Annotated in this window: 15 protein-coding genes and 1 pseudogene; 8 read left to right on the top strand and 8 right to left on the bottom strand. The window is 57.1% G+C overall.

Annotated features, from left to right (window positions below):
- Window positions 1-334 precede the first annotated feature (334 nt).
- Together LAO21_22695 and LAO21_22690 are read right to left on the bottom strand one after the other, a co-directional pair.
- Window positions 335-1,873, bottom strand: coding sequence for a S41 family peptidase (locus tag LAO21_22695; GenBank protein ID MBZ5555525.1), 1,539 nt, complete (start codon window positions 1,871-1,873; stop codon window positions 335-337).
- Entirely contained in the window at window positions 1,866-2,216 is a 351-nt protein-coding gene (locus tag LAO21_22690) for a PadR family transcriptional regulator (GenBank protein ID MBZ5555524.1), read from the bottom strand. Before LAO21_22690 ends, LAO21_22695 begins: the two co-directional genes overlap by 8 nt.
- Before the next feature lie 594 nt (window positions 2,217-2,810).
- Here LAO21_22690 and LAO21_22685 point away from each other — a divergent pair.
- Complete coding sequence (locus tag LAO21_22685; GenBank protein ID MBZ5555523.1) at window positions 2,811-3,227, top strand: DUF1801 domain-containing protein; 417 nt, start codon at window positions 2,811-2,813, stop codon at window positions 3,225-3,227.
- Between the two features lie 75 nt (window positions 3,228-3,302).
- Here the strand turns inward: LAO21_22685 and LAO21_22680 are convergent, their stop codons facing one another.
- The gene (locus LAO21_22680) at window positions 3,303-4,235 is read right to left on the bottom strand and encodes a hypothetical protein (protein ID MBZ5555522.1); all 933 of its coding nucleotides are present in this window, start codon (window positions 4,233-4,235) and stop codon (window positions 3,303-3,305) included.
- A gap of 837 nt (window positions 4,236-5,072) precedes the next feature.
- On the opposite strand from LAO21_22680, the gene LAO21_22675 reads away from it, so the two are divergent.
- Entirely contained in the window at window positions 5,073-5,387 is a 315-nt protein-coding gene (locus LAO21_22675) for a hypothetical protein (GenBank protein MBZ5555521.1), read from the top strand.
- 464 nt (window positions 5,388-5,851) lie between these two features.
- Here the strand turns inward: LAO21_22675 and LAO21_22670 are convergent, their stop codons facing one another.
- Window positions 5,852-7,084, bottom strand: a complete 1,233-nt coding sequence (locus LAO21_22670; protein MBZ5555520.1) for an MFS transporter — start codon at window positions 7,082-7,084, stop codon at window positions 5,852-5,854.
- 156 nt (window positions 7,085-7,240) lie between these two features.
- Here LAO21_22670 and LAO21_22665 point away from each other — a divergent pair, with 156 nt between their 5' ends.
- Entirely contained in the window at window positions 7,241-7,897 is a 657-nt protein-coding gene (locus LAO21_22665) for a TetR/AcrR family transcriptional regulator (GenBank protein ID MBZ5555519.1), read from the top strand.
- A 30-nt stretch (window positions 7,898-7,927) separates the two neighbouring features.
- On the opposite strand, the gene LAO21_22660 is transcribed toward LAO21_22665, so the two are convergent.
- Window positions 7,928-8,140, bottom strand: coding sequence for a hypothetical protein (locus LAO21_22660; protein ID MBZ5555518.1), 213 nt, complete (start codon window positions 8,138-8,140; stop codon window positions 7,928-7,930).
- A 425-nt stretch (window positions 8,141-8,565) separates the two neighbouring features.
- Here LAO21_22660 and LAO21_22655 point away from each other — a divergent pair.
- Window positions 8,566-8,800: pseudogene (locus LAO21_22655) on the top strand (BrnA antitoxin family protein).
- Window positions 8,801-8,990: 190 nt separating this feature from the next.
- Here the strand turns inward: LAO21_22655 and LAO21_22650 are convergent.
- Window positions 8,991-9,905 carry an SWIM zinc finger family protein gene (locus LAO21_22650; protein MBZ5555517.1) on the bottom strand — a complete coding sequence of 305 codons (915 nt, stop codon included), beginning with the start codon at window positions 9,903-9,905 and terminating at the stop codon, window positions 8,991-8,993.
- 1 nt (window position 9,906) lies between these two features.
- A complete protein-coding gene (locus tag LAO21_22645) occupies window positions 9,907-13,044 on the bottom strand; it encodes a DEAD/DEAH box helicase (GenBank protein ID MBZ5555516.1) in 3,138 nt (1,045 codons plus the stop codon).
- Window positions 13,045-13,552: 508 nt separating this feature from the next.
- Between LAO21_22645 and LAO21_22640 the strand changes: the two genes are divergently transcribed.
- The 4 genes from LAO21_22640 (at window position 13,553) to LAO21_22625 (ending at window position 16,883) form a co-directional block, all read left to right on the top strand.
- Entirely contained in the window at window positions 13,553-14,074 is a 522-nt protein-coding gene (locus tag LAO21_22640; protein ID MBZ5555515.1) for an ORF6N domain-containing protein, read from the top strand.
- A 565-nt stretch (window positions 14,075-14,639) separates the two neighbouring features.
- A complete protein-coding gene (locus LAO21_22635) occupies window positions 14,640-15,809 on the top strand; it encodes an AAA family ATPase (GenBank protein ID MBZ5555514.1) in 1,170 nt (389 codons plus the stop codon).
- Complete coding sequence (locus LAO21_22630) at window positions 15,799-16,392, top strand: DUF4276 family protein (GenBank protein MBZ5555513.1); 594 nt, start codon at window positions 15,799-15,801, stop codon at window positions 16,390-16,392. The genes LAO21_22635 and LAO21_22630 overlap by 11 nt, the downstream gene beginning before the upstream one ends.
- 284 nt (window positions 16,393-16,676) lie before the next feature.
- Window positions 16,677-16,883, top strand: a complete 207-nt coding sequence (locus LAO21_22625) for a hypothetical protein (protein MBZ5555512.1) — start codon at window positions 16,677-16,679, stop codon at window positions 16,881-16,883.
- Window positions 16,884-16,991: 108 nt separating this feature from the next.
- On the opposite strand, the gene LAO21_22620 is transcribed toward LAO21_22625, so the two are convergent.
- The gene (locus LAO21_22620; GenBank protein ID MBZ5555511.1) at window positions 16,992-17,774 is read right to left on the bottom strand and encodes a hypothetical protein; all 783 of its coding nucleotides are present in this window, start codon (window positions 17,772-17,774) and stop codon (window positions 16,992-16,994) included.
- Between the last annotated feature and the right edge of the window lie 31 nt (window positions 17,775-17,805).

Here is a 17,805-nt window from a genome sequence, read left to right as displayed (position 1 = left end):
ACGGGTCGCTCTCCATGCGTTGTCGAAAGCGACGGACCGCTCCAGAGACGGACACACGACTTTGAACTTTGATCTCCTGGGCGCTGTGGCAGGTTAAACTTTGAACTGATTTTCATTCTGCGTCATCCGCGAAATCTGTTGATGAAACCATTCTCGAATGTCGCTGCCTGACCCAGATGGCTAGGATTTGCGCTATTCTGCTTTGGACTTCGGACCTTGAACTTTGAACTGCCTTTCCCCATTACCTATTCCCTATCACCTAATACCTATTTCCTAACCCCTCCGCGTCCCTGCGCTTCCGCGGTGAATATTTATTCCCCGAGATTCATTCCAGCTACTTCTTTTCCAGTTTGCTCGCCGCCAGCTTTTCTGCTGTCTCCAACGCCTCCGCGGCATTGACCTTCACGTCGGGCTCGACGCCCGTTCCTGCCCAGTCGGGCGTGGCGTAGGGATTGATCCCTCCGGTCTCACGAATCCCCATTCCGAAGTGATCGTCAATCCGATGAAAAATCCCCACATCGGTCGCGCCCCCCGTCGTCTCACCCACCAGCGTGGCGCGTTTCAGCATCTTCAGGTTGTAGGTGAAGTGCTCGGCAGCGGAAAACGTCCGGGCCGAGGTCAACACGTAGACCGGCTTGTCGGCCAGTCTGTTTCCCGGAACCGGCGACCGCGTCCACGACTGCTCCGTCGTATTCTCTCTCGGGTTATACATGTACTCCGGATGATTGAAGAGGTAGGCGGAAATCAGCATGACCATTCCCGGATGCCCGCCCCGGTTGTCCCGCAAATCAAAGATGATCGCCCCCGCGTCATTTAAAGATGCCATGGCAGCCTTCGCCGTTGACTCGCATACGGATGGATCAGGAAACGAATTAAGCTTCAGATAGCCGATATTGTGCGACAAGATTTCGACCTTCTCGAACGTGCAGTGGGTCTCCTCCAGGGCCTTCCGGTAACGCGCCAGGCTTTCCCCCGATGGCCCGGTCGAGTGATCAGGCAAACGGGTCTGACTATAGATCACCTCCAGGTGCAGATCATGGCTCACCTCTCTCAAACGCCGGGTCAGCAGACTCGCAAAGGCCAAGCCATCCGTCACGGCGTCGTTCTCGCCGCTCGGCTCGTGCGCCAGCAGCGCCTCTGCCATCTTCTGCGCAACGTCTGGATAAATGTAGTGCTCCTTCAGATTCGCGATCACCCTTTCAATGACGCGATGCCGCCCCGCCGCATCCAGTTTCTCGCCCTCCCCTATCGCGCCGGTCGCGCCCTGTGGTCTCGATTGAGCGGTTTGTGCCTGAGGCATTCCGGAGCCGCCAGGCAACAAGAGCACCCCCGGCTCGAAACTTTCAGGATTGCCATCGCCGGGTACTGAGCTGTCTGCGCCCTCTCTTTGATGTCGGGACGTCAAGGCCTCCTCTTCCGAATCCCCGGCGGGTTGCCGTGCCTGACGACCCAACGCGGAAGAACGCGCATAGGAGGATCGTTGCGCTTGCGCCACCGAGAAACTTCGAGGCCGATAGCTCCCGGTATGGCTGATCAAATCCGTCGTTGCCGCGAGGGAAATCAGCGACAGCATGCCTCCTAAAAGCAGCGCTCCGAGGCGGGGCGCTCTCGCTTCCAGAACTTGGAATGAAGGCGTGCCGTCCGAACGCTGCTGGGCGGAAGCGCTGTGGAGCGACGGTGACACACGGTGGTACTCGCCGGGGAGGGAAACAGCCAAATCGGCGAGCAGGTCGAGCCACAGCCGCAGGCTTGGCAAAAATCCTTTCTCATCGCGGGCGCGGTCGCAGAACAGTTGCAGGGCTTCCTCCCCATAGGCCTCGCGAAAATGGGAGGGATAAAGGCGCAAGAGCCAGGCATAGATCCACTCAGACATAGTCCCCCCTGAAGATCTTCTTGGCCCGGGCCACGCGCAGCAATCCGGCCAGTCGCTCCGCCTCAACGCGCGCCTGTTTGCGTCCCGCCAGGGTGAGCCGGTAGTACCGGCGTCGCGCCGAGCCCGCACGTGTGTCCTCGCGCGGGTCCACCTCTTCGATGAGTTTCTCTTCGACGAGGGTCCGGATCGAGCTGTAAAGTGTCCCCGGGCCCAGTCGCATGCGCCCATCGGTCTGGTCGGCGACTTGCCGCATAATGCCGTAACCATGCAGGTCGCCACCCGTCAAGGAGAGCAGGATTTGGAATGCCGCCGAGGGCATTGGATCGAGTTTTCGTTTGGGCATAGGCAATCGATAATCAGTATATCGATAATCGACTATATACCAAGGGGAGGCCCGGTATGCAATATTTTTTTTCCACTTTTTACTAACCCCCCCGAGGGGTGGGTACCTTCCTGGCGATCAAGGTGGGTCCCTTTTCGATTGTCAAAAGCATTTGAACTTTGAGCCTTGAACTTTGAACTGCCTTTCCCCATTACCTATCCCCCAACACTTATACGGGTCGCTCTCCATGCGTTGTCGAAAGCGACGGACCGCTCCAGAGACGGACACACGACTTTGAACTTTGATCTCCTGGGCGCTGTGGCAGGTTAAACTTTGAACTGATTTTCATTCTGCGTCATCCGCGAAATCTGTCGATGAAACCATTCTCGAATGTCGCTGCCTGACCCAGATGGCTAGGATTGGCGCTATTCTGCTTTGGACTTCGGACCTTGAACCTTGAACTGCCTTCCCCCATTACCTATCCCCTATCACCTAATACCTATTTCCTAACCCCTCCGCGCCCCCGGCGCTTCCGCGGTGATTATTGATCTCGAAAAGGGCCGGTTAAGCATAAAATAAAGAGCGACCAAAAGGATGCGCAGGAGAAAAAACGACATGAAGAAGAAGATCGGCTCGAAGAAAGATGAATCTCCCGCTCAGCTCATCGATGCGAGAATCGAGGAGTTGAACGACTGGCGCGGCGAGATGCTATCCCGGCTCCGCGCCCTGATCAAGCAAGCCGACCCCGCAGTGGTCGAGGAGTGGAAGTGGAGAGGGGTCCCGGTGTGGTCACACGACGGACTGATCTGCACTGGCGAGACGTACAAGACCGTCGTGAAGCTGACCTTCTTCAAGGGCGCCTCACTGAAGGACCCTTCAGGCCTTTTCAACTCGAGCCTCGAGGGCAACGCCAGGCGCGCAATCGACTTCCACGAGGGCGAAGCGATCGACGAGGACGCGTTCAGGGCGCTGATCCGCGCGGCCGTGAGCCTGAACGAGTCGTCGCGCCGCGCCCCGGCGCCTCGGCGGTGATTTTTGATCTCGAGAGGGGCCGTTTAAGCCTCAAAAGCACCCTGTTTCGGAAGTTATCTTCTCTGTAAAAAGAACTCAGCTTGGTCCGACCCCGACTTTCACTTCGCGCGGCATGGCGCCCGCGAGCAGAAGAAGGGTGCCGCAATACATCAGCGTATCCCCCAGGTAATTAATGCCGATGAAGCTGGTGCGTTCCACGACTCCGATCGGCACGTAGACGACCAACACCACGAAGAGCACGGTCATACCCAGCCAGGTCGCTGCGGCGCGGGTTTTCTTGCCAACAAGCAACACTGGACCCGCGACCGCGTAGACCGCGGCCGCCAGGTAGGTCCAAAAAGCGTGTCCGTAGACCCAATCGGGAGTTACCTTTTCCAGCGGAATGCCGGGAACGTAATTGCCGTGCAAGAATTGCTCGAAGCTGTAAAACAGCACCGGAATGGCAATGAAGTATCGCGCCACCGTCGCCGCGATGTGCTTGCCGTGCTCGCGCCACTGCGCAGTGAGGCAGGCGGCCAGCGCCAGAGCGCCGCCGCTGAAGGATAATTCCCGCAGGGTGAGTGCCAGAGCAAACCGATTCCCCGAATGTCGTGCCCATCCCGGGGCGTCCATCAGCACAACAAAAAGGAAAAAAGTCAAGGCGAGCAAACTCGCCGCGAGCCGCGCCTGAATCTTCGTCACCACACTGAGCGCGGCTGCAATAAAGCAACCGCCCACGAAGAACGCCCAAAACTGATGCCACGGAATCCACGCCGGGATGAGCGACGCAACGGCCTGGGTCAGCGTGAAATGCTCGGTGCCGAAGGCCGCGAGTGGCGCGGCGTAAAAAAGCGGCCCGAACAGAATCAGCTTGTCGAATCCTCGCGCCTTTTGCCAATCGCCGCGAAGGAAAATTGCGACCAGCCCGATGGCAAGAACCACTCCACCGACAAAATACGACCAAATCACCTTGCTGGGAATCGCGAGGAGAAAACTGACTGCCAACGAATTCGCTAAGCTGCCGCTCACGACAATTCCTTTCCGCCCCGATGCGCCTTAGCCCAATATCCTCTCCGTCGGAAACTGGCTCAAGTTCCACAAATATCTTATGGGAACAGACACCTGTTCTTAGAGAAATTTGAAGATTCCTCGGAAGGAGGTGTCTGTCCCCTTTTTCCAGCCCAATATCATGTCCGTCGGAGACTAGCTCAAGTTCCACCAAGGTAGGCATTCCGAAGCGTTCGGAGGACGTTTAGTTTATTTGACGCGGTGGTATGCGCTAATCCGGCGCTATTGTACCACTCTATTCACTGTGCCCAAGCCTCAGGACACTCCAGTGCGGGCGTCCGAAATCCGTGGATGGAACAAATGTCGAATGTCAGTGCCTGATCCAGATGGCTTGGATTTCCGCTATTCTACTTTGGACTTTTGACCTTGAACTTTGAACTGCTTTTCCCTATCCCCTAAACTCTCCGCGCGCTCGGCGCCTCCGCGGTGATTATTGATTTCGAAAGGGGGGCGCTCGTAAAATTCCAAAGCGGCGTGACGGTTTTATCTCGCCCGTCGCGCATTGCGAAGTGAAAGCACAGTTCGAAAGCCGGCGCGCGGGTCGCATACACAGCGGCTTCCGCGAATGGTTCAGAACCCTGACACTCGGAGTGCCTCCTCACAACTGCTACTGGTTCGACTGCAAGAACGAAACTTGAAGATGCGGACCAAGAGCCCCGGGCGAACCAAACCCCGATCGGGAGCGGGTTCTGTTGAATGGGCGGCATCTCCGGAGCAGTCTCAAGTGGGGCGACAACGGCCAGGGTTCGGGAATAATCCGGACACCAACAACAGCATCGAATCACACGGAGATGACAGATGAAACCAAATCCTTCGAACATTCTCGCGGTCGCTGTCCTCGCGACCCTGTTGCTCGCCGCCGCCGGCTGTGGTGGAAAAGTGCAGGGCAATACCTATCGAGACAACGGTGGCGTCGTCAAGATTGAGTTCAAGACGGACGGCAAAGCGTATGTCTCGACCGGACCGGTAACTACCCCCTGCACCTATTCAGAGGAGGGGAAGAAGGTCACGCTGACCTGTGAAGGCGATAAAACGCTCTTTACCGTCGACGCCGACGGAGCCCTCAACGGTCCACCAAACGGTTTCATGGCGCGTTTGACGAAGCAACCATAGACGGCTCTCGACAACGCGAGTTTACCCGAAGCAGCGGCGTGCCTGATTTCTCTCTTCTCGTCATCCGAGAAATCTGTGGATGAAACAAATGCCGAACGTCGGCGCCTGATCCGACTGTCTTGGATTTCCGTTGTTCGACTTTGAACTCCTGGCCGCCGGGGCGGCTTGGACTGGCTTTCCCTAATACCCATCACCTATGACCTAAAATCTCTGCGCCCTCTGCGCCTCGGCGGTGATTATTGATTTCGAAAAGGGCAGTTTAAGCGTCAAAAACACCCTGTCTTGGAAGTTATCTTCTTTGTTAAGATCACTGGGCTTGGTCCGACCCCATTATTCTCTGCGTCATCCGCGAAATCTGTGGATGAAACCATTGTCATAACGGCCGGTTTGCCCGTCATTCGTCCGAAATCGGCGCCACGCCCCAACGGGACTTCCAATTTTGCACAAAGGTAAGCTCCGGATGCTTACTCAATCTCCCGCACTGGCTTCTGGAACGAAGCTCCAGCGGCAGCCAACACCATGAGTCCTCCAGCGAGCAGAAACATGAGCTTCAAGCTCCACGCAACCAAGAATCCTGCAACCGCGAGGGAGATGGGGGTTATTCCGAAGGAGGCAAGCATGAGCACGCTCGCAACTCGCCCCCGCACCGCGACATCGATCCGCTGCATGATCCAGGCGCCGATGTGGATGTTGACCATTCCCGCCGCTGCGCCCATGATCAGCAGCACGCCGGCGATGCTCCACACTTTCCCGAGCAGGCCGATGGATCCCAGGCAGACACCCAACACCAACGACACCAGAAGAATCATCACGCCGCGCTGGCGAATCTTCCAGACACCGGCCAGTAGCGCACCTAGCAAGCTTCCCGCGGCAACCGCCGAGATCACAATGCCGTACACGGCCGGCGAACCGAATCTCGTCTTGGTCAAGTATGCCAGACCAATCGAAACCGGCCCCGCAATGCAGAAGTTCAGGATCGTGACCAGCAGCATCAGTGAGCGCAGCGGCAGATCTCTTCCCACGTAGGCGATTCCCTCCACGATCGAGTGCAACATCGCTTTCCGGGCCGTCTGAGACTTAGGTGGATCCGGCAGCTTCCACAGGGCGCCAATGATAAACAAGAAACTGATGGCATCCACGAAAAAGGCCCACGCCACACCCAGCGTCTTGATCACAAACCCGGCTGGAACTGGACCAACAATAGTGGTCATCTGTGCCGTGCTTTGGCTGACCGACGATGCCGCGACCAGTTGTTCGCGCTTCAACAGCGAGGGCATGTAGGCCGTTTGTGCAGGAACGGCAAATGCATCGGCCACGCCAAAAGCAACCGCCAGAGCGTATAGCTCCCAGGTCCGCAGGACGCGCAGCCAGACCAGAACACCGATCACCGTGACACAGAGAGTGCGTGCCATCGCCGTGGCAATCATGATCTTGCGCGCGGACATACGATCACTGACGGCGCCGCCCATAAGCATGAGCAGAGCGCGCGGAATAGCGCCGGCCATCATGATGGCGCCCATGGCCACGGCGGAGCCGGTCTGCTGCAAGACAAGCCATGGCAAGGCCACCATATAGAACTGGTCGCCCAGCAGCGAAATCGTGCCGCCGATCAGCCAGAGGCGATAATTCGGGTTGCGCAGCGGATGCTCGACGGTTGTGATGGGTACGCTTGCAGTGGAAATGGTTGCAGCAGCCATAAGACTCTCCTCAGTGCGTTGACCGGAGGTGCAAACCCCCGAAAAAACATGGACCCGCGTGCGTTGGCGTTCGCGTAATGTAAATGTATATTTACATTTACATGCGTGTCAAGGATTATCTTGTATTTTCTTGCCGAGCTGATATAAAGGAAAGCCATGGCCGATAAGACACTCGCTCCCCAACAAGCCCGCAGCCGGGAATCGATGCGGAAATTGTTGAAGGCCGCGGCGGAAGTCCTGGGACAGCACGGACTGGAGGGCGCCACCATTCCGCGCATCGCCCGGCACGCGGGATTGACGCCCGGGGCCATCTATCGCCGTTTTCCTGACAAGGACGCGCTGCTCGAAACGGTGATCATCGGCATCTTGGAGCGTCAGGACGAGAGGCTGCGCATGATGCTCACGCCCGCCATGGCGCGCCAGATTCCGCTGGCGGTGTTTGCCGAGCAGCTCATCAACAACATGCTGGTCAGCTACCGCGCCAACGCCGGACTGTTGCGTGCCCTCCGCCAATTCGCGCAGGGCCGCGATCACACGTCGTTTTACAGGAAAGTCACCCGGCTGGAGATGCGCACCTACCAGTACGTGGTCGAGTTGTTCTTGGCACATCGGAAGGAGGTCAAGCATCCCGACCCGCCAATGGCGGTGTCTTTTGCCCTTATGATGCTGGTCAGCACTCTGATCGAGCTGATTCTGGTGGATCACGATATGAAGAACTGGCAGGCCGTGATTCCAAAAGACGACCAGTCGCTTAAGCGCGAGCTCCTGCGCTCATTTCTGTGCTACCTGGGCATCGAGCAGAAGGCTCGCTGAGCGCTGCACTAATAAAACCTGGGGCCAGGTCTATTTATTTTTCAATTGGCCGCTAAGTTGTTGGAAGGCCTGCGCCAGCGTCGGATCGCACTCCATGCGTAGTCGAAAGCGACGGACCGCTCCCGAGATGGACACATAATCCAGTCCGCCGACCAAAGCACCGAGTTGTTGGAGCGTCAGTCCGCAAGACTCGTAAGCCAGAGACAGCGCCAGATCTCGACCCCAGTCTCTGTGGCGATTCACGAAGGAAATTCCAGTGAGTGCCGAATTTCCGACTTTGGACTGCTTTTCCCTATCACCCAAAACCTGTCACCTAAAACCTCCGCGCCCCTGTACCTCTGCGGTGAATATCATTTGATGCCCGCCGAAACGGGCCCCCTCCCCCTGGATACGCAGCGGTCGAGCCCTGGTGACTCCAGTCCGGGGGTGATTGAAAGACGCTGAATGTTGGGGGGATCACAATCTGATTATTCGAATACAAATTCATTCCCGTTTTCAATTGAAAAATAAATAGATCTGACCCGGGGCAATTATCTCCTGGAATTGGCCGTGGAAGCGGGGTGCGATTACATCGTCACTCATCACGTGAAGGATTTTTCAGGCTCGGAGCAGTTCGGCGTGCGTGTGATCACGCCGAAAGTGTTTTTCCGGCTGGTCGGAGGTTTACCATGAGCACCATCAGTTTGCGACTCCCGAATTCCCTCCATAAGGGGGTGCGGGAACTGGCCAAGAAAGAAGACGTCTCCATCAATCACCTCATCACCACCGCGGTGGCGGAAAAGCTGTCGGCCCTGATGACGGTCGAGTACCTGGAAGCGTGCCAAGCGGGGGAGACGCAGGAAATTTCAGCGCGCCATGGCCAAAGTCCCGAATGTGAAACCCCAGGACGGAGACGAGTTGTGATGCGTCTGGAAATATTTTCCCCCAGGCATTTTCATTCTGCGTCATCCGCGAAATCTGTGGATGAAACAAATGTCGAATGTCGGTGTCCTGCGCCCTCCGCGCCCCTGCGGTGTATTGTCAATTTTGACACCTCTGCAGGAGAACCATTGAAAATTTAGACCCGAAAATTCTCCTCAGCGGTCGCGAGAGTTCACTCACTTGGATCCTGGAATGGTGGCGTCCCCAGGAAGACCTGTAGGCCGCGTTTCGAGGCTCTTGCATATTGATCGCTCACAGCATCTGACAGCGAAACGGCGCCCCTCCAAAAGGGAAATTTTCCCAAACGCTTCACATGAGCGGCTTGGACCGGTGGAAGCTCCACCTTGCCGCAAAGATCTTCATCGCTTCTCTTGGCTCCCCAAAAGTGTGATGTTTCTGCGGGCAAGGGTTCCGGCGGGGGCGCGGCTCCCTTCCCGGCTTCGGTGGTGAAATTCGCCTTGGGCCGGCCCTCCGTCCGTGAGGGAGCAGGGTTGTGCGAGAGATGCTTGAGAATATCTTCGCGCTCCATGCCGCGCATCCGGAAGATCAGGAAGGGGTCGCGATCAAATTCCTCGCCCAGCAGGTAATAGACCGCCGCAATATGTTTGCACGGATTCGACCAGTCCGGGCAGGAACATTCGGTCTTGAGGTCGCTGCTCTTCCGGGGGAAAAGCGACAAGCCCGCCTTTTCGAATAGCTGTTCAATCTCCCGCGGCATCTCGCCGGCCAGAAGTTTGGAGGAGTACAAGGCCTGACGGGAAAGCGCCTGAACGATCTTCTTCCAGTGGAGGGGTCCCAGCGGTTTGATTTCGAGCGTGATCTCATAAGGATCGGGCCGGGATCCTTGCACCTTCGCCGTGACCCGACTCTTTTCAACTGCGATCGACAGCACCTGGCCTCGCCGGGCATAGGAGCGCCCCCGTTGCAGCCGGGCGCCGATTTGAAAACTCTCCAGCACCGCAATCCATCGTTTGGCCCACCAGCTTTCGCCAAAATTCCCTCGCTTGGACTGAGAGCGGATGCCGCCTTTCGCCTGACGCGCCACGGAGCGAGGAAAATAGAAGTCGTGATCATCCCATCGGCCCATGTCAGTCCTCCACGGCTTCCTTGCGCAGCGCAAAGATCTCCTTCAGTTCCGCCGTCGAGAGTTTCGTCAGCCAACCCTCGCCGGCGCCCACGGCTCCTTCTGCAATCTCCTTCTTGCGCTCGATCATTTCGTCAATCTTCTCCTCCAGGGTGCCGACACAGAGAAACTTGTGCACCTGAACTCTCTTCCTCTGGCCGATGCGGAAGGCGCGGTCGGTGGCCTGATTCTCGACGGCAGGGTTCCACCATCGGTCAAAGTGAAAGACGTGGTTGGCGCCCGTCAGGTTGAGCCCGGTTCCCCCGGCCTTGAGCGAAAGGATAAAGAGTCGCGGACCGTCCCCCGGTTGCTGGAAGCGCTCGACCATGCGGTCGCGTCGGTTTTTGGGGACGCCGCCGTGCAGGAAGAGCGTCTCTTGCCCGAAGGTCTCCTCCAAATGACGCTTCAGAATTTCTCCCATCTGAGAAAACTGGGAAAAGATCAGGGCGCGATCGCCGGCCTCCAGCACCTCCTGCGTCATCTCCGTCAACCGCGCCAGTTTTCCGGAGCGCCCCGGGATGGAGGAATGATCGCCCATGAATTGGGCCGGATGATTGCACACCTGCTTCAGCTTGGAGAGGGTGGCGAGCACCATGCCCTTGCGCTGGATGCCCTCGCTGGAATCCAGCGCCTCGGCGGCCTCTTTCACCACGGCGGCGTACAGCGAAGCTTGCTCCTTCGTCAGCGTGCAGAACACTTTCATCTCCATCTTCTTGGGCAAGTCGCTGATGATGGTTTGGTCGGTCTTCAGGCGGCGCAGGACGAACGGCCCGGTCAAGCGCTTCAGCCCGGTCAATGCGGCGGGGTCGCGCGAGGCTTGAATGGGAATGAAAAAGCGCTTCTTGAATTCGGTCTGCGTCCCCAGCAGTCCCGGATTGAGGAACTCCATGATCGACCACAAATCCCCCACATTGTTTTCCACCGGCGTCCCCGTCAAGGCGATGCGGTAGTCCGCCCTGAGATTTCGCGAGGCGCGGGCCTGTTTGGTCTCCGGGTTTTTGATATTTTGCGCCTCGTCCAGCACCACACCCGACCAGGAAATGTCCTTCAGAATCTCGAAATCCCGTTGCAGCAGCGCGTAGCTGGAGATCACCAGGTGATGCTTCTTCACCTCCCCGGCAAACGAACTGCCTTTCGCGCGGCTGATGCCGTGATGCACCATGATGCGAAGGTGGGGCGTGAAGCGGGCGCTTTCCTTGTGCCAGTTGCCGACCACCGAGGTGGGACAGATGAGCAACACGGGGCGCTGGTGGTTGGATAGAAACTCGCGATCGAGCAGCGCCAGCGTTTGAATGGTTTTTCCCAAGCCCATGTCGTCGGCCAGGCAGGCGCCCAGGCCCCACTGTTTCAAAAAGGACAGCCACGAATAACCTCGGAGCTGGTACGGGCGCAACGTGCCCACGAAACGCTCGGGGGCCTCCAGCAGCTCGAACTGGGCCCGTCCTTCCAGTTGGGCCATCAATTGGCCGACCCAGCCGCTCGCCCTCACGCCGTCGAAGGCCAGGGGCAGGTTCGCGGCGCCCAGGGCCAGCTTGACCACCTCGCGCGCGGTCATTGTGCCCGCGGATTTCTTCTTCCACACATCAATCGCCGCCTGAATCTCCTCCGAGGTCAGTTGCGCCCATTGCCCACGGATCTTTACCAGCGGCGCCTTGAGCCGTACGAGCGCCTGCAGTTCCTCGTAGGACATGGATTCGCCACCCAGGGAGACCTCCCAGTGGAAATCCACCAGTTGATCCAGTGAGAGCATTCCACTTGTCTGCATCACCGGGCTTTTCACGTGGGCGCGCGTGGCCAGCCGCAGCTTCGTTCCCTTGCCGGTCCACCACGCCGGCACCATCACACCAAACCCGCTCTGTTCGAGCGCCAGCGCCTTTTCGGTGAGAAACTCATACGCCCCGCTGGAATCCAGCTCGTAGCCTTCCGGCCGGACCGACCGGAGACTCTTTTCGATCCGCGGGCACAGGGCCGCTGCCTGGCCGAGGGAAAGCAAGAGGTACTCCCTGGCCTTGAAGCCACCCTTTCCGAGAAGCGTCCCTGCAGCGTTCTTGCCGGGCTTCCAGGCCTCCTTTACGGGGATGTGCAGGCTGGGGTCGTGAGCTGCTTGCAGCAGGTAGTGAACCTGCCACCTCGCCGCATCCCCTTGCGCGGCGGGCGACGCCACTCCATTCTCCGGCGGTTCCTCCAGTCGGAAGCAGAGCCGGAAGGGCGAGGTGGTCAGCACCGAAACCGGCCGCTGCCATTCGTTGACCTGAGCCGCAAACTGGCTGAGAGCGTCCTCCTTCCCGTCCAACCGGTCGTCAAAGGAACGAAGCGCGAAAAGCCAATGGTCATGAAGGCTTTCCAGATTCAGCGGTTTTCCACGGCGCATGCCCTCGGACCAACTCGACGGGGCCTTGGCATATCCCGAAAACCGCACGAGGTGATCGACCAGAAGGTTCACGAAATCGGATAACCTCTCAGCACTGCGAGCGACGGGCGGTTGATGGGGATCGCCGTGGAGGGCTTGCGCCACCGCCGGCATCGCCCCGGCGAGCCGATGCATCCGTTCGACGTCGGCGCCGGCGACGATCGCTTTCCAGCGCGCATGATGGCTTCCGTTCTCCCGAATCACCGTGGGCAAAAACTGCTGCCTCGCCACCAGCGCGCCCGCCAGTCGCATCGCCATCCCCCAGAACGACACATCATGACCGACAATCACACCCGGCTTGAGGACGTCCTTGTCCGCGCATGCACACAGCAGCAACAAGGCGCGCTCCGCATCGAGCGAGAGCGCCGGAACAGACCACGGCGCCAGCGCCACCTCGGACGAAGACCCCGCTTCTTCGCCGATGGTTGAGTTGGAGGGAAACGGATTTCCATCAACTGTGGGAAGCCAAATCACACTCCGGCTGAAATCTCGCAGACTGGTCCTGGGAAAATCGGGGATTCCCTTCACCACTTCGAGCAGGTCTTCCCTCTCGGTGGCGTAAATGAACGAGGCCGCTTCTTCCTGAGGGGAGGGACGGCGGCGACGCCTCACCGATACCACGCCTTCTCCGGGGGGAGACTCCCCCCAAAGATGCAGCCTGCGGTCCCCGAACCCTGCGTGAAGGATGATCATCGACTGGAAATTCCCAAAAAGGAAGGCAATGAATTTAGCAGGGAAGAACGAGAAGGGCCAGATCAAAATTCTCAAAATTCTCAAGGGTCACTGGGGCTTGGACTTTGAGCTGGTTTTTCCTGTTCCCTATCCCCCAATACCTATCCCCTGACCCTCCGCGACTCTGCGGTAAATCCCACAATGTCGACGGTGCCTGACCCGAAAATGCTTTTTGTTCTGCGCCATGCGCGAAATCTGTGGATGAACCCAAAGTCGAATGTCGGTGCCCTGCGGCCTCCGCTCCCCTGCAGTGTGTCATGAATTGTCGAACGTCAGCGGGCTGACCCTCGCTTTCCTTGAAAATGAATATCTGCTGAGGCATTGAAAGGCGTATACTTCTCCTGAAAGCGTTGGATTCGAGCGACAAGCTTATCCCCCCGCAAACGCCCCCATTTAAGAAAACACAGCGCTGACGACGCCATATTCAAGCGTGTGTCGGCCGGCAGGATTTTCTTCCAGGGAGGTAGTCATGACTGCCAATCGATCCTTGATTCCGTTGGGTCAATTAGAACGATCCATCTACTTCATTCGTGGGCAAAGAGTGATGCTCAGCAATGATTTGGCGAAGCTATATCATGTCGAAGCCCGGGCCCTGGTGCAAGCCATGAAGCGCAACCGTGATCGGTTCCCCGCCGACTTCATGTTCCTACTGACCGTCAAAGAATTTGCCGCCTTGAAATCACAAATTGTGATTTCAAGTTGGGGTGGTTTGCGGCGCGCGGCGCCTTTTGCTTTCACGGAACAAGGAGTGGCGATGCTTTCGAGTGTCCTGCGAAGCCAGCGGGCCGTTCGGGTGAATGTTGAAATCATGCGTGCTTTTGTCAGGTTACGCCAGATGTTGGCCTCCAATGCTGACTTGGCCCGCAAGCTGGAGGCCTTGGAAAAGAAATGCGACGCCCAATTTAAAGTGGTATTCGATGCCATCCGCCAGCTCATGGCACCTCCCTCACCCAAACGCCGTCGAATTGGTTTTTATGCAGGAGATTCATAACACGACAAGTCTGGGTTTTTGGCTCTTTGACTTTGAATTGTGGACTCCTGGCCGCCGTGGCGGGTTGAACCTTGAACTTTGAACTGATCTTAATTCTGTGTCATCCGCGAAATCTGTGGACCAAACAAATGTCGAATGTCGCTGCCTGTCCCGACAATGCCAGGCAGGCTCGACCTAACCCCACCTTTGGCCGACCGGTTCATCGTCGGAGTCGCGCCCATTGATTACGGCCCGGTACTTCTCCTCATGCCCTTCGGATTCCACCTCACGGTGGACACCCTGCCCTCCGGAGAACCTCCGACCCCGCTCCGGCCAGCGAGGCATTACCCCCGCTTTTGGATATGGCGCTCCTCATCCGAGCGCCCGAGGGACTTCAACCCTCCTGAACAACGCGCTGCTCAGCGCACCCAAAGTCCCGATGACCCCCGCTTTCCCGCGGTTTGCTTGAATGCACTGAATCATGCTCTAATACTGCTGCTTCAGAAAGACGGAACCAAGTGAACCCCAATATCTTTGGTCAGGCTTGGCGATCCCAGCCTGAGGTGCATCGATTGTCGAGGACAAAATGATTACGAATGTCCATTTGGAAAACTTCAGGAGTTTCGAGAACACGACGATCTCCCTGGGGCTTCGCAATCTTCTTGTAGGCCCGAACATGTCCGGAAAGTCCAACTTCATATCTGTTTTTCGGTTTTTCACCGATATCGTGAGTGGTGGTCCGGGTCTTTTTGGGTTGTCAAAGGCGATGAGCAACGGGTTTGCAGAGTTGGCTTGGCGTGGGGGAGATGCGAATCTCATGTCGATAGTCCTCCAAGGCGACTTCCGTGAATTCAACGAGTTGGGAAGGAATGAAAACTGGCGTTACGAACTTCATGTCATCGGAGACCGATCACGAGATTCATTTATCGTGAACGACGAAAGCCTTCACATTGCGGATTGCGCACTGGTAAAGAAGGATCCTGCCACTGGGGCCAGGATACTACAAAGCAAATCCGGGGAGAGTGTAACCTCTGTTTCAGACGCACACCGTTCTGCGCTCGAATTTGAACTGCCGGACTGGGAAGGAAATCGTCTGCGTAAGTTGTTCGCCTCTTTCAGATTCTACTCGCTGGTTCCCCAAATTATGAGACAAATTAACCCGGCCTCGGCCCCTACATCTTTGGACATGCAAGGAGGAAATCTCTCAGCATGGCTGATGCTCCTTCAAACGCGCTATCCGGAGATCTTCGCGCGGATGAACAAGGCAGCAAAGGACGCCCTCCCCGAGTTAGAGAGGATTTTGGCGTTCGTGACTCCACGATCAGTCGTGTTCACGGCATCCTCAGAAAGATTCCTTAAGTCTGATGTGCCCATTTGGCAGATGTCTGATGGAGAACTCTGCTTTTTGGCACTCTTGTCGCTGATCTTTATCCCGGATGAAATTAGTGGCACCCTTTTCTGCATTGAAGAACCAGAAAATTATCTTCACCCCGCATTGATCGGGGAATTGATCGGCCTCTTGGAGCAAAGGCAAATCGAATTTGGGGAAAAGGCGGTACAAACAATCATTACCACTCATTCGCCCCTGGTGGTCGACAAATTCAAATTGGAGGATGTGATTGTGTTTGAGAGGCAGCGCGGAGCATCAATCTGCACCCGACCCGGAGACAAACCTCAATTAAGAGAACTGCTGGAAAGAGAGGAGGTCGGTCTGGGTGACATCGTTTACTCCGGAGCCCTCTCCCGTGAAAATTGAGAGCTGTGGCATTGTGGTTGAGGGAGATATCGATGAGGCGGTCTACAGAGAACTCATTGCAAAAATCTTCAGTTCTGAAATCAAGATCCTGGCACGTCCGACCGCAGGGGTCAGGAATCTGAATAAGGCGAAAAAGGTCAGAGGATGGCTCCATTCTTTTGAGCATGCGTCTCGCACTGGTGGCCCCTTGGATAAAGCTCTAGTGATACGAGACGCCGATGGAAAAGACCCGAAGGCGATTGAGAATGACTTGGGTACAAGAATTGGTCTCGGGAAATTCGCCTTTCCGCTCGGCGTTGCGGTCCATGCGGTCCGTGAGGAGATGGAAACATGGCTTCTTGCTGACAATGCTGCACTGAATCGGATCTCCAAGATGGAAAACGGGAACCCTATTCCACCGCTCGGTGGCCACATCGAAGACGAACGAAAGCCGAAAGAGAGGTTGCAGAGAATCCTCGGTAAAGCCGGCCTGAACTACAATACTGCAACCTGCTGCAGAATTGCTCGCGAAATAGATTTGAATGTCCTCCGACAGCGCTGCCCGTCATTCACAGTTTTCGAACAAAAGGTTCTGGACCCATGAGATTACTGCGTGCTGCCCGCTGAAACCAGTTGCCGGTTGTTGGAGGACGAAGCGCCTAACGGGGATAGTTTCGAGGGCGAAAAGAGCCGTTTAAGCCTCGAAAATACCCGGTTTGGGGAATTGTTTTCTGGTCCTATTGCAGCTTTGCTCGGTCCGACCCGATATCTTAAATTTTCAATGTTTCTCCGCCACAAGTATCAAAATTGAAAATTTGGACTTGACCCCATTTTGATACTGTTCTTCCGTACCGTGCCGTCCGCAAACACCTTGGTGCGGTGGGGTGAATGAGTACGCCTTCGTCCGCCTGTGGCGGACTCGACCTGTCCCCACCTTTGGCCGACCGGTTCATCGTCGGGGTAGCCCCCATTGATTACGGCCCGGTACTTCTGCTCATGCCCTTCGGATTCCACCTCACGGTGGACACCCTGCCCTCCGAAGAACCTCCGACCACTCTCCGGCCAGCGAGGCATTACCCCCGCTTTTGGATATGACGCTCCTCATCCGAGCGCCAGAGGGACTTCAACCCTCCTGAACAACGCGCTGCTCAGCACACGTCGGGTCGGAGGAGGCGCGCCGAGGCGCTGGCCTCCGTCCGCCGCTCAAACTGCACGGACGGTTTTCCCGTATGCAGCTTTCACGAAGCCGCCCCGTGGGGGAGAGGCAATCGAAGGAATTAATCGAACCAAGTTGACCAATCCGTACTCGTTGTAGAGCGTCGTCTCCGGCAGCCATTTCCAGCCGTTCGTACGCCAGCGTTTGGAGGCGTGCGACCAGAGGCGCCGCACGATCCATCCGTCGAGTTGGTGGAAAAGCCTTCGGACGTGGGCACGCTTGTAATACTCCCCCCACCCCCGCAACAGCGGATTGAGCTCGGCAATCAACTCCGGGGTCGGCAAGGGCACACGCCGCTTCGTCCGTCGTCGCACCTCCTCCTTGAAGCGCCGGATCGATTTCTCCCGGGGAATGGCATACAGCGCCCCCGATTGACTCTGGCTGCGGATCTTGCGGGCGGGGAGGCGTAGTTGCTTCCCCCGCTTGATCTTGTAGCCGAGAAATTCGAAGCCGTATTGAACGTGAACAATCCGCGTCTTCTGCGGATGAAGCTCCACGCCCAACTCTTTCAGGATTCGGAGCGCCGCCGCCACCGCAGCTCGCGCTTCTGCCGCCGACTGGCAAGTAATGACCCAATCATCGGCGTACCTCGTCAGCTGATACCCCTTGCGTCTCATCTCCCCATCAAACGGCGTCAGGAGAATATTACTGAGCAGGGGCGAGACTACCCCCTGAACGCAAAAGATAACTTGGCCCAATTTTAGCCTTTGACGGTTCTGGCACAGGTGGAGTTCCGCCGTCCGGACCAGAACGAGATATTGGAATCGAATGCCGGATAGTGAGGGTGTCCTTGCCCACTAA

It is taken from the genome of Terriglobia bacterium, from assembly GCA_020073085.1.
Taxonomy (GTDB): Bacteria; Acidobacteriota; Terriglobia; order JAIQFV01; family JAIQFV01; genus JAIQFV01.
This window is presented reverse-complemented; position numbering and strand designations above follow the sequence as displayed.

Coding starts and splice junctions, on each gene's coding strand:
- LAO21_22695 (MBZ5555525.1), bottom strand. CDS start 1,873: ATGTCTGAGTGGATCTATGCCTGGCTCTTGCGCCTTTATCCCTCCCAT.
- LAO21_22690 (MBZ5555524.1), bottom strand. CDS start 2,216: ATGCCCAAACGAAAACTCGATCCAATGCCCTCGGCGGCATTCCAAATC.
- LAO21_22685 (MBZ5555523.1), top strand. CDS start 2,811: ATGAAGAAGAAGATCGGCTCGAAGAAAGATGAATCTCCCGCTCAGCTC.
- LAO21_22675 (MBZ5555521.1), top strand. CDS start 5,073: ATGAAACCAAATCCTTCGAACATTCTCGCGGTCGCTGTCCTCGCGACC.
- LAO21_22670 (MBZ5555520.1), bottom strand. CDS start 7,084: ATGGCTGCTGCAACCATTTCCACTGCAAGCGTACCCATCACAACCGTC.
- LAO21_22665 (MBZ5555519.1), top strand. CDS start 7,241: ATGGCCGATAAGACACTCGCTCCCCAACAAGCCCGCAGCCGGGAATCG.
- LAO21_22650 (MBZ5555517.1), bottom strand. CDS start 9,905: ATGGGCCGATGGGATGATCACGACTTCTATTTTCCTCGCTCCGTGGCG.
- LAO21_22645 (MBZ5555516.1), bottom strand. CDS start 13,044: ATGATCATCCTTCACGCAGGGTTCGGGGACCGCAGGCTGCATCTTTGG.
- LAO21_22640 (MBZ5555515.1), top strand. CDS start 13,553: ATGACTGCCAATCGATCCTTGATTCCGTTGGGTCAATTAGAACGATCC.
- LAO21_22635 (MBZ5555514.1), top strand. CDS start 14,640: ATGATTACGAATGTCCATTTGGAAAACTTCAGGAGTTTCGAGAACACG.
- LAO21_22625 (MBZ5555512.1), top strand. CDS start 16,677: ATGAGTACGCCTTCGTCCGCCTGTGGCGGACTCGACCTGTCCCCACCT.